We start from the raw sequence: 12345 nt of genomic DNA on the forward strand, positions 1-12345 counted from the left end.
ATGGCGCGGTTGAAGCCAAGGTCAAAGCCGAGGTTGCAGAGCTTTGCGCTAAATTCCCGATCTATCCAAACCTGTAATCCACACAGGGATCACAAATCAGAACGGCGTCCAATGGGCGCCGTTTTTTTTGTTGGGAATGCAGTCAGATGTAACCGCGCCAGCGCAGAACAAACACGGCCAAAGCCGCCAGCGCCAGAAATCCCAAAGCAAGAGCCCCCAGAAAGTTTAGAAACCAACCCCAGCGGCGATCGGCCAGGTTTATACCGCTCAGATGGGTCTGAACCTCTTCCGATGCCTTGGCCAGTTTCGGAGTGTCCAGCACCAACCGCAGTTTAGGGTGCGAGGCCATCTGCTCCGCACCGGCCAGCATCATGGCCTGCTTGTATACGCGGCGCGGCAATCGGCGCTTGGCCTTGCGGACAGAAGCCGTCAGCGTCTGGTCCTTTACACCCAGCTTTTCACGCAGCAATTGCACCGTCTGCGCGATCTGGCTTTGGATATCTGTGGTTTGCGACATGACGTGGCCTCCTGCCTGCGCAATCTAACCTCACCCCACAGGGGCGACAATGGGGGCTGGTCGTTTCAAACGCACGCAGGTATCAAACCAGAATGCTGAACACGATCATTCACGGTGAACCGACCTCGAGCCCTCCTCTGCTGATTGCGCATGGGCTGTATGGATCAGCCCGAAACTGGGGGGTTATTGCGCGCCGACTATGTGACGAAAGGCAGGTCGTTGCAGTCGATATGCGCAACCACGCCTACAGTGAATGGACCAATGAGCACGGTTATCCCGATCTGGCCGAAGATCTGGCCGAGGTGATCCTGCACCTTGGCGGCAAAGCGGATGTTGTCGGGCATTCTATGGGTGGTAAGGCCGCGATGATGCTGGCGCTGAGTCGCGGAGATTTGGTGCGCAAGCTGATTGTGGCGGACATTGCGCCCGTTACTTATACGCACAGTCAAATCCAATTCATCGAAGCCATGCGAGCCGTGGATTTTTCAACGATTGAAAGACGCTCGGACGCCGAGGGCCAGTTGGCGGCGCAAGGCGTCGAAAAAGCGTTGCAGAGCTTTTTCACGCAATCTCTGGAAGTCAAAGGGAAGCGTTGGCTTCTGAACCTTGACACGCTGGCGGCCGAGATGCCCAAAATCATGGGCTTTCCGGAAACTGCTGCATCCTGGGACGGCCCCGCCCTGTTTTTGTCCGGTGGCAATTCCGATTACGTCCTGCCCGAACATCGCAGCACCATCCGCGCGCATTTTCCCGCCGCACGATTTGCGAAAATCCCCGGCGCAGGCCATTGGCTGCACGCCGAGAAACCTCGTGAGTTCGAAGCCGCGGTCAGGGCCTACCTGAACGCCTGATCAGGCTGCGTTCTGGTACAATTTCTTCGCCACCAACCAAGACACTGGCAAGGCAGCCACACAGCCAGCCGCGGCTGCTGAAACGATTGCAACCGTAGACACCAATCCCGCGGACAGGACGGCAATAACCCCCGATCCGGCCAGAGCGGTTGCGATCAAAGTATACAGGATAGAGGCAAGGCGTAGCATCGTCAGTTGTCCTTTTGTCAGAAGCCCGATTATCGCTTTAGACAACTGGTATGCTATACGCCTTGATCTGCGTCAGATTTCAACGGACAGAGGTCAGGAATCAGGTCACTTCGCCGCCACCGTTGACCCAGTCCGGCAACCCACCGATGTTGTAAACCTTTTCATACCCCATATCTTTCAACAGCTTGCCCGCCAGTGCCGCACGACCACCAGCCGCGCAATACAGCACGATTGCGCGGTCCTTGCGCAGCTCGGGGTCATGAGATTTCAGGGTGTCGTCAGCGCGGAATTCCAGCATACCGCGCGGGATATGATGTGCGCCTTGCGCACGGCCGGTTTGCTGCAGCTCTACCGCGTCTCGCACGTCCAGCAACAAAGCACCCTGCCCGATCAGTTCCTTTGCTTTGATTGTGTCAATCCGTTCAACGGCAGCGTTTGCTGCCTCCATCATCTGGCCTACAGTCAATGGCATAAAGCGTCCCCTCTGGTGAATCTCACCAGAGGCTAACACGCTGGCGCAGGAAAGAGCAGGCCGATAAGGCGATCAATGTTCGCGGAAGGCGCGAGACATGCTGTCGGTCACAGGTTTTGCGATATAGGCTGCAAAGGTGCGTTCCTCGGTCTGTATCATGATCTCAGCCGGCATTCCGGGTGTGGGAACAAATCCACGCACGCGGTCCATCTCATCGGGTTCCAGCGAGATGCGCGCCAGATAGACCTCTTGGATGACACCAGCCGAATCTTCGACCAGCGCGTCCGCCGAAACATAGAAAACCTCGCCGCTGAGTACTGGGGTGGTCCGCTGGTTCAGCCCCACAAGGCGTACCGTCGCCTGCTGACCGGTCACGACACTGTCGATTTCCGTCCGAGGAATCTGCGCCTCAATGATCAGGGGCGCATCCGAAGGCAGGATTTCCGCAATGGGTTCACCCGTTTCGATAACGCCACCAGCAGTGTGATAATGCAATCGCACCACCGTACCTGTGACCGGAGCGCGAACAACCGCACGGTCCAGAATGCTACGGGCCTGCCGGGACTTTTCGCGGACGCTTTCCAAATCAGCGGCAATCACGCCCAATTCGTCCAGAGCGGCCTCGCGATAGGCGGAACGTGTGCGAGATATCTGTTCTTCGTATTTCAGAATCATCTGGTTGATTTCGGCCGTTTCAGCCGTCAACCGCGCCTGTTGGCCCTCGGCCTCGGCCTGCACGCGACGGATCGTGTTGATGTCGCCCTTACGCACCAGCCCCTTTTCGAACAAGGCCTGTTTGGTTTCAAATTCTTCCTGCAGGATTTCCGAACGCCGGACCATGCTTTCCAACTGCGCCTCAAACCCGCTTGAACGAATTTTCAACGCTTCCATGTTGCGTTGCAGCAAAGCGATATCGTTCAGCAATGTCTTACGAGAGACATCAAAGCTGATCTTTTGCCCGTCGAGGATAGCCATAACCTCGACATCGTCAGACGCCTCTATCAATTCCGGCGAAAACTCCAGCCGATCACGCTCATTATTTTCAGCCGACAAGCGTTCGGTCATAGCTTGCAGACGAGTCATGCGGATGAACAGTTCGCGTTCATTTGACTCGGCCGAGGTCTGGTCAAGGGTCATAAGAACCTGCCCCTTGATAACGGACTGACCTTCGATGACCTTGATATCGTCGATAATCCCCCCTTCAAGGTGCTGTACGATCTTGTTCTGCCCTGTCGCCACAAAACTGCCTTGCGCGATCACCGCCGCAGCCAGTGGCGCACGGAAAGACCAGATGCCAAACCCGCCAAAGCAGACAACCAGCAAAACGATACCGATTACAACAAAGCGGTGGATCGTGCGCGGAACCTCGGCATACCAAACGGTTGGGTCCTTGGGATCGTTGTTTACGGGTACAAGTTCGTTCATGCCGGTCCCCCCTGCTGCGACTGAATGCCGGGTCTGTTCCCACGCGAGGAGTTCAGCTGTTGCAGCACCTGCTCACGGTGACCAAACAGCGCCACGCGACCATCGGTCAGCAGCATGATCTTGTCGACAACACTAAGCAGCGTCGGTTTCTGCGTGATCACCACGACGGTGATCTTGCTTTCCTTGGCCTGCGCAATCGCCCGCGACAGCGCCTGGTCACCGGCAACATCCAGGTTCGAGTTCGGTTCGTCCAGAACCACCATGCGCGGATTGCCAAAGAAAGCGCGCGCCAGTGCGATACGCTGCTTTTGCCCGCCCGACAGCGGAGAGCCATCAGCCGCAACCACGGTTTCATATCCTTGCGGCAAAGTGGCGATCATGTTGTGCACATCAGCCAGAACAGCCGCGTCGTGGATTTGTTCATCTGTCGCATCGGCACGCATCCGGCCGATATTGTCCTTGATCGTACCGGGGAACAGTTGAACGTCCTGCGGCAGATACCCGATGCTCTCGCCAAACTGACGGGGGTCCCAGTTGCGGATGTCCATCAGATCCAGACGCACACTGCCGGATGTCGGCAGGATCGACCCAACCAGCGTTTTACCCAACGTGGTCTTGCCGGCGCCGGAATTGCCGATAACGGCCAGCGTTTCACCGGGGTTGAGCGAGAAGCTGATCCCATTCAGGACAACACGTTTGGTGCCGCCTGGGACGTAAAGCAAGCGTTCGACATCCATCCGCCCCTCGGGACGTGGCAGGCGCAGCTTTTCAAACTGAAGGGCTGAATTGGACAGAAGGTTTTTGATCCGACCAAACGCAGCCCGCGTCAGCAGGAATGAGTTCCAGCCTTCAATCGATCCTTCGATAGGCGCAAAGGCGCGCCCGGCGATGATCGAAGCGGCGATAACCATACCGCCTGTCATCTCGCCCTGCAGCGCCAGATACGCACCCCAGCCCAGAATGGCGATTTGTGTCAGCAAGCGCACAGCCCGCGAGATCGCCGCGAAAATCACGTTCCGGTCCTGCGCCCGCACCTGCCATGTCAGGGACTGAGCCGTGTCGCGTCCCCAAATGCGTACCGCCTCGGGGATCATTGCCAACGCGTTGATGATCTGGCTGTTGCGCGCCATCGAGTCGAGGTGCAGGTTCGCCATAGATTGGGATTTGTTCGCCTCGGCAAAGGGCTTGGCGGTCATTTTCTGGTTCACTATCGCGATAATCATCAGCAACAGCGCGGTGACGATGACGATTGATCCAAGCTGCGGATGTACCAGGAAAATCATCAGGATGAACAGCGGAGCGAAAGGTACGTCAAGGAACGAAATCAACGTCCCTGACACCAGGAACCCGCGCACTTGCTGCAAATCGCCCAACGTCTGGTATTCGCGGCCGTTGCCGTGCAGCGACGCATGGGCCGCCGCACTCAAAACCGGCGCGCCCAGCCGCGCGGCCACCTCGACCGCAGTTCGCATCAGAATAAAGCGTCGCACCGCATCAAAGGCCGCCTGAAAGATCACTGCCCCCGCAACAATTGCGGTCAGCATGATCAGCGTATCCAAAGACCGGCTGGTCAGCACCCGGTCGCTGATTTGAAACAAGTAAATCGGGATGGCAAGGATTAGAATGTTGGTTGCGCAGGTCAGAACCAGAACAAATGCGAGATTGCGCCAGATCGCCTTTAAAGAGACGCGCAGCGTATTTTGGAAATCCTCTGGCGGCGTGCGCTTGTGAAATGTCTGGGGTGGCCCATTGCCGTCACCTCCGCCCGTTTTTCGGAGTTGCATCGGCTCGTTCGCCTTAGCCTCGATAGTGGCACCTATGTGTTCACCGCCCTTCGAGCGCGTTTGGGGGGTCACCCGCGCAGTCGTTTCCGTGGCGGTGTCAGGATCGGGGCTTTGGGCTTCTTCGGCCACCCCAGCGTCGCGGCCCTGGGCATTCTGATCTTGAGCGGGCTGCGACTGTTCGCGCCGGGGGGAAGCCGCAGCACGAATTGGTGGTTCCGATCTGGGTTTGGTCGCCTGCTTTTTGGGCTTCACAGCTTTTGCGGCGACCGCATCATCCTTTTTCGCAGTCATCATTGGACTGTCCTTTGGATCTGGCACACGCATTTCTTTGTTCAGGCGCAAGCTTTGCGCCTCAGCTGTTTTTGGTTGGGGTCCATCGCTGCCATTTGGCTGCGCGGGAGTACCAACGCCCTCAATATCAAGCGGGCTGGCATCAGGAGAACGACGCGACGAAAAAACAATCGACATTTTAAAACTTTCGGAGCACTCGCAAAAAATACAGTCTTTACGCTAACACGGTTTGACTTAAACGGGTAGAAAATTCACGCCAACATGGTTTGCATCGCATCATCGGTGCTGGCAATTTCAGAAGGCGTAAGGTTCGATTGTGCCTGTGCGATAGCGTTTTCGCCAATCGCTGCAGTCTCTTCCATAAGCACAGCAATGGCCTCATTGGCCAACTCAGAAGCGTCTGGCACTTCGGGTATGTCAAGCAACGAGGCCTGGTGCAACAGCAGTTCTGAATACTCGCCGCCCGCCGCCATAACCGTTGAGTCGACACCGACTTTGGTAACGTTGGCTGCATTTAACAGGGCATTTCCGGCCCCGTTGACCACCGCATCAACGGCAGCGGCAGCATCAACCGAAAGATCGTCCTGATCTTGCAACAATGTGACCTGTTCGACCGAATTGATCTGTACCAGATCGCCTTCGATCTTCAGTACGCGGATCAATTCCATTCCGGCATAATCGGGATTGGATGTCAGCGCGTCTTCAAACGCCTCGCGATCAACCTGCTGCAGCGGCATGGCTTCGGCATGGGCCATGTCCAGCTCTTCAACCGTGTCCTCGCCCGTCGTTGTCAGAGACGCCTGGTTCATGACCAGATTGTCGTCACCTTCTGCCGGCTTGCTACCGTTGCCATAGACGTCATCATCCAGCAACGCGATAGTCTGGTGCAGCATATCGACCGAAATCATGTTCCCGCCGATCATGATCAAGTCATAGAAGTTACCCAACTGAACGATGTTTGTAACGTTGCTCAAAACGTTGTCGCCCAACGTGAACAAGCTGGTCGAAGCTGAGATTTCCGTGCTGATCTTGTCGATATCGGTGGCGTCAATCACCTGTTTGATAAAGTTCGTGACCCACAAGTCTCCTTGTATCCACGTGACCGAGACGATCGGATCCGCACCTGGTTCTGCAGCATCGTCGTCTTGCCACCACTGTTCGTTGGCTTCGGTCCCGATGTATGACGCCTGAACCACATTCGTGTCGCTTTGCACACCGGGTTCACCCTGGTCGATGTCGGACACGACTGCCACCTGGCTGACAACCGTTAAGCTAACGGACTTACCACCCACTGCGATGACCGGCGCGTCGACCCAGGCTACTGTGATGGCAACCTCGTTGACCGCAAGGTTTCCGCCCGCAATGATCGTATGGCCCTCGCCGAACTCGTCGTCATCCGAGCGGTCCCATTCGGCCGGCAACATGTCCGGCGCATCATTTTCGTCCTCGTCTTCTTCAGTCTGATGATGTGCCGGAAGAAGATCGTTCCAATCCGGGATTTCCTCGACCACTTCGCCATTCACGATAACACCCAGCGCGTCTTCGCCGTGGAACTGATGGATGGTCACGCCTTCGATTTGCGAAATCATCGGCGACTGCATCTGCTCGGCGAGACTTTCTAGGTATTCCAGTGACTTGTAATCTTCAATATTCAGGGAAGGCGTAGCAATAGCGTGCATCGACAGAGCGACATCCAGCATCTGCTGGCCCTGTGCGATCTGGATTTCGACATCGCGGAAATCGCCATGTCCGACCACGTCGTTGTCGCTCATGACAATTGTCTGGAAGTTATAGGTCACGGCCGAGCCGATGATGAGCGGCGGAACCTGTGGGTCCAAAATCAATGTAGCTGTCTGTGCTTCACCAAACTGAGCATCAGGAATGTATGGGGCGAGTCCAAAAGCCGAACCGGAAAACAGTTCGGACATCTCCACCGGCCCGTCGGGCATCGGCGGCAAAGGTAGGTCGGAAGGAGGCGGCAGAAGCATATAAGGGAGCGCATCATAGTCGCCCGGATCGAGTTTCAGATCTGCTTTGACCCGGATGGACATCGGGTCTTCGAGTTCGTCCAAGTCGTTCTTGCGCCGAAGCGCGGTAAATTCTTCGTACTGCTCCCGCAGGCGGGCCTGTTCAATGGTAAGCTGAAAGGTTCCAACAAAATGCGCAATCGTTTCTGTAATACTGTCGAGAGACATATCGGTTTCCTTTTCCCCGCCCCGGCCTAAAATTTCCGCTTTGGGTTTGTTGTGCCGAGGCCACCTGTCGCGGCCTCGGCAGTTTCATCAGATGGTCGGGGCCCGATAATTCGGGCCCTGACTGCGACTTATACGTCGTTGTCGTCGCTGTTGTGGGTCGCGGTCATCGAACCACCAACCATGGTCGTATCGACTGAGTTGCCAAGAACGTTGGCACCCATGACGATCGACTGGTTGAACGCCGATGTGTCGACTACGGCAGCTGCCGAAGCGTAGGACTCGCCGTTGACGATTCCGTCGCCCTGGTTGCCCGTGCCCCAGGATCCAGCGTTGCCGCCGGTTCCGCCAGCACCCGAGTATGCACCCGAAGCAGCGCCACCATCGACGTCAGCACCGTAGGTTTCACCACCGTTAGCCGTGCCTGCTGCACTGCCAGAGGTTCCACCGTATCCGGCACCGGCACCGCCGCCGCCACCGACACCTGATTGTGCTGCACCAGTGGCGCTGCCCATTCCGGTCGAGGTTGCGTCGTTGTCGGACATCGCGTCGCCGCCATACCCGGCAATGGCCTCTGCCATGCTGTCAGCCGAACCATCAGTGTCAGCCTCCGAGAAGACGTCGGACATTCCACCGTCGCCGGCAGTGTTCACCGCATCTGCAGAACCGGCACCAGTGCCCGAGGACATCGCGTCCTGCTGGACAGCACCGCCGCCGCCACCGACACCGTCAGCGGTCGCAGTACCGGTACCATTGGACTGTGCCCAACCATCGACATCGTTGGTTCCACCGTCACCGGCATTGTTTTCCGCACTCTGGTTGTTGTCGGCTTCACCGTTGGCGTCGCCTGGCGATTGCGTAACGACCGGACCTTTGGCGTCCTGATCACCTACGCCCTGAGCATCGGCTTGCGAGTCAGCTTCACCGCCGTCTGCACCAGCATCGCCTCCGGCACCACCGACACCAGCTGCGCCTGTGCCGTCGCCACCGTCGCCGTTGCCGCCGTCAGCTGCACCGCCGACACCTGTAGCACCGGCACCGCCGACACCAGTACCACCAGTACCCGTACCGCCTGGGCCGTTGCCACCATGGGCATCGCCGCCAACGCCAGTAGCACCGTCACCACCGTCGCCGTCGCCGCCATCACCACCAGGGCCGTTGCCGCCGTCACCAGCACCACCAACACCAGGGTTGCCACCGTTGGTGTCACCACCGCCGTTGCTTGCGCCAGCTGCGCCATTGTTCTGACCAATCAGGCCGTTTTGCTGGTTCAGAGCTGCAAGCGCACCGTCGACTTGACCGGATGTTCCTCCAGTACCGTCGCCGCCGTCACCGTCGCCGCCGTCACCGTCGCCGCCTTCGTCGCCGTCGCCGCCGTCGCCGTCGCCGCCATCGCCTTCACCGGCAGTTACTTCACCAGCGTCGCCGTCGCCACCTGGGCCGTTGCCGCCGTCACCGTCGCCGCCGTTGCCGCCGTCACCGTTGCCGCTGTCGGCATCACCGCCGTCACCGCCCTCGCCGTCGCCGTCACCGCCGTCGCCGTCACCGCCGTCAGCGTCACCACCGTCAGCATCTGCATCTGCTTCCGAACCTGCACCCGCAAGGCCAAGACCGATGTTACCACCAGATGTGGAGTCACCGTTTTCGGCTTCGGTTTCGCTTTCGTTCAAAGCACCGCCAAGGTTGCCAGCCAGACCGCTTCCGCCGTTTGCGTCATCGGCTTCCGATTCATTGTCAGCTTCGGAATCGACTTCAGTGTCGGCTTCAGAGTCATTGTCTCCGCCTTCCGATTCTCCGTCGTTGCTGGCGCCGGAGAGGCCCAGTCCAACACCAAGTCCAATCGAACCAGCGTTGCCACCGTCGCCACCATCGCTTTCGATGTCGACTTCGGTTTCGCTTTCATTTTCGGCATCCGATTCAGCGTCTGCGTCGCCACCTTCACCGCCGGTGCTGTCACCATCCGCATCTGCTGCAGAATGTCCGACTCCCAGACCGAAGTTCAGTGCGTCACCGGAGTCACCACCGTTGCCGCCATCGCCGTCACCGTCGGCATCACCGCTATGACCACCAAAGGCCGCTGTGTGCCCGCCGTAGGTTTCGCCATAAGCGTCACCCGCAGTGGTCTCGCCACCATCGCCAGAGTTTCCGCCATCAGCACCTGCGCTGATGCCGTCGCCAGAAGATGCGTCGCCGCCTTTGGCATCGCCCATCTGCTTGAAGGTACCGTCGTTGTTCACTTCGGCGTTTTCAAGAGTATCGTCATCGCTCAGGTTGGCATACTGGCTGTTGATCGCCGACATTGCAGTGGTCGTACCGCTCATGTCGATGTCCAAGTTCAGATCATCGCCGGGATCATAGTCAATGTCGCCACCAGCGGTGATCACATCACCAAATTCTGAACCGTTAGCGTCGATGTCAACGACATCATCATCGCTCGGCATACCTTCTTCGCCGAAATCGATGTGAACCCAATTTGAGTTGTCATTTTCATTGTCACCGTTGGTCTGACCTTGACCCTGGTGCTGGCCTTGATCCTGGCCTTGGCCCTGTTCCTGGTCTTGACCCTGACCTTGCTCATTTTCGACCTTCGTCTTCTGAGCTTGCTCTTGATCCTGACCTTGACCCTGTTCGTTGTCGACTTTGGTCTTCTGTTCGGTGTTTTCAAGTTCGATGTCAGCTTCTTCTACATCGACATCGGCATAAATCGGAACATAGACATCGCCGGTGTTAATTTCTTCGACGTCTACAACGTTATTATGATTTTGATTACGTCCACGTGACATATTATTTTCCACTTATAAAGCGCACGGGCCATCATTCATCTACAAAACGGCTACTGGCGCGGTTGAAACTAGGAAAAACACTCAGGCGCAAAACGCGCATGTGTGCGGTCTCGTTCAGTGAAGTATCTCCCACCCTCCTTTCTCGGCTTAGCCGACTTCGTGTCTGCGGTTATGACTCGCGGAAATGCGCGATTCGCCGACACATCAGGAATTAAGACTTCAAAATAGAAGCAGACTCATGGTTACAGGCCGAGGGCGAACTGCATAGCTACCCTAAAGCACTAGAACGCTCAGTGCCTTGTTTTCATTGCTCTAAAACTATGGTTGGTAAAAATGCCCGCTTTGTCCGCCTGCGTGACAAGACTGAAACCAGCAGTTTAGGAAAGCCAACGATTTCTTCTACTTAAGCGGGAAGTGGTATAGGTAACCTAGCCGAAAGTATTAGAACTGTTTTTTTCAAACCTGCCATCAGCGTTGATGAAACTTGTACTTTCCGCTATAGTGCAGCTCTATACAGTAAATCACTTCAAATTCTGCACTACGAGTACTGGTTACAATTTCGCCGCATTTTTCGCGGTGTGGGTTAATTAAGGGGGGAATAATGGGCATTCCGTTTCAGGATAGTGCTATTCCAAACAATTCTAATCCCGAAGACTTCTCGATCAATTTCGTCGGCAAAGAGCTCTTCTATTCAGACCAAACGATCCATGGTGTTCAAACCGAATTTGGCGTGGTCACGCGCCGGATCGAAACAATTGACGTGCTGCCCGCGCCAAGCCGCTTGGACGTTGGAGCGGGAAAGGTGGTCGTCGTCGACCAGATGATGCTGGACGATCTGTTGAACCGACCGCAGACCTATATGGAAATCGCGGGATCAGGCAGCTTGGCCTTTGCTTATCGCAAGGAAGAAGCTGCCCGGCTCGCATTCGAAAAGTGGGATCGCAGCAAATTCGGCGACATCGGATACCTGCCGATGAACGTCGCGCCGGATGTATGGAGGTCTATTTTACGCCTGCTGTTACATGAAGAGCTGTACCTGCCGTGTTTTCTTGCGGATTGCGTAGCGCATGCACCGACGCCGTCAAACCGCGCGCCGGTAACGACATCAAGGCCCAGCGATCTCCACCCGACATATTCAAAGCTAACGCGCCGGGAAAAGCAGGTGCTCAAACTGGTGTCAAAAGGTCAAAGCAACAAGATCATCGCATCGAACCTGGGTATCACCGAACACACGGTCAAACTTCATATGCACAACGTGGCGGGTAAGATCGGTGTCAGTAACCGGACCGCAGCTGCGCAGTTTTATTTCGAGGTTGCGCCGGACGAAGCGAGAGAACTGCCCGTTGACTGACGATTTCGAAGCCCGGTTTGACCGCCTGATCCTGCTAGTCGGAAAGTTGAACTACATGTGGACCAACACGGAAAGTCTGTTGATTCACCTGATCGCCGGGTTGACCCGCACCAACAAGGATATCTCGGTCATCATCTTTCTGACGCTGAACACGACCCGCGCCAGAATTGATCTGGTCGAGCGGCTGGCCAAGATGGAAGGCCGTCCGCCAGACATCCGTGACCCAATCCTTAAGCACACGCAGCGTCTCAGCAAGCTTTCGGGAATTCGGAACAGATACAACCATTGCATCTATTCCTTCGATCCCGACAGCGGCAATCCAAAGACCATTCTGATGCGCATTGCGGACCGGAAGACGGACATCAAACTGGGCCGCCAGGATACGGTTGACGAGGGTGCGATGCAAGAAATCGAAAAGGTGGTCGACCAGCTTTCTGTGGCGAATCGGGATTTGTGGAAACTGATTAACGATCTTGGGTTTCCGGCTTAG

Annotated in this window: 10 protein-coding genes; 3 read left to right on the forward strand and 7 right to left on the reverse strand. The window is 56.6% G+C overall.

The features are described 5' to 3' along the window. Positions 1-142: 142 nt before the first annotated feature. A complete protein-coding gene (locus tag AC2FD9_RS20050) occupies positions 143-517 on the reverse strand; it encodes a hypothetical protein (RefSeq protein WP_496707093.1) in 375 nt (124 codons plus the stop codon). A gap of 92 nt (positions 518-609) precedes the next feature. Here AC2FD9_RS20050 and AC2FD9_RS20055 point away from each other — a divergent pair, with 92 nt between their 5' ends. Next, positions 610-1368 (forward strand): alpha/beta fold hydrolase, encoded by a 759-nt coding sequence (locus AC2FD9_RS20055; RefSeq protein ID WP_496838568.1) that lies wholly within the window; start codon positions 610-612, stop codon positions 1366-1368. On the opposite strand, the gene AC2FD9_RS20060 is transcribed toward AC2FD9_RS20055, so the two are convergent. The 6 genes from AC2FD9_RS20060 to AC2FD9_RS20085 all read right to left on the reverse strand — a co-directional run bounded on the left by AC2FD9_RS20060 (position 1369) and on the right by AC2FD9_RS20085 (position 10504). Further along, the gene (locus AC2FD9_RS20060) at positions 1369-1557 is read right to left on the reverse strand and encodes a hypothetical protein (RefSeq protein ID WP_058272333.1); all 189 of its coding nucleotides are present in this window, start codon (positions 1555-1557) and stop codon (positions 1369-1371) included. It lies immediately after the preceding gene. Positions 1558-1657: 100 nt separating this feature from the next. Continuing rightward, a complete protein-coding gene (locus tag AC2FD9_RS20065; RefSeq protein WP_282119957.1) occupies positions 1658-2029 on the reverse strand; it encodes a rhodanese-like domain-containing protein in 372 nt (123 codons plus the stop codon). Positions 2030-2101: 72 nt separating this feature from the next. Next, positions 2102-3454 (reverse strand): HlyD family type I secretion periplasmic adaptor subunit, encoded by a 1353-nt coding sequence (locus AC2FD9_RS20070; RefSeq protein WP_282119958.1) that lies wholly within the window; start codon positions 3452-3454, stop codon positions 2102-2104. Next, positions 3451-5532, reverse strand: coding sequence for a type I secretion system permease/ATPase (locus AC2FD9_RS20075; protein ID WP_496838570.1), 2082 nt, complete (start codon positions 5530-5532; stop codon positions 3451-3453). Before AC2FD9_RS20075 ends, AC2FD9_RS20070 begins: the two co-directional genes overlap by 4 nt. A 248-nt stretch (positions 5533-5780) precedes the next feature. Next, on the reverse strand, positions 5781-7724 hold the full coding sequence (locus AC2FD9_RS20080) for a type I secretion protein (RefSeq protein WP_496838571.1): 1944 nt from the start codon (positions 7722-7724) through the stop codon (positions 5781-5783). A 128-nt stretch (positions 7725-7852) separates the two neighbouring features. After that, entirely contained in the window at positions 7853-10504 is a 2652-nt protein-coding gene (locus tag AC2FD9_RS20085) for a hypothetical protein (RefSeq protein WP_496699762.1), read from the reverse strand. A gap of 601 nt (positions 10505-11105) precedes the next feature. On the opposite strand from AC2FD9_RS20085, the gene AC2FD9_RS20090 reads away from it, so the two are divergent. Together AC2FD9_RS20090 and AC2FD9_RS20095 are read left to right on the forward strand one after the other, a co-directional pair. Further along, positions 11106-11855 carry a helix-turn-helix transcriptional regulator gene (locus AC2FD9_RS20090; RefSeq protein ID WP_496838572.1) on the forward strand — a complete coding sequence of 250 codons (750 nt, stop codon included), beginning with the start codon at positions 11106-11108 and terminating at the stop codon, positions 11853-11855. Next, positions 11848-12345 carry a hypothetical protein gene (locus AC2FD9_RS20095; protein ID WP_282119963.1) on the forward strand — a complete coding sequence of 166 codons (498 nt, stop codon included), beginning with the start codon at positions 11848-11850 and terminating at the stop codon, positions 12343-12345. The genes AC2FD9_RS20090 and AC2FD9_RS20095 overlap by 8 nt, the downstream gene beginning before the upstream one ends.

The sequence above is a fragment of the Ruegeria sp. YTSC230 genome (genome assembly GCF_059609665.1).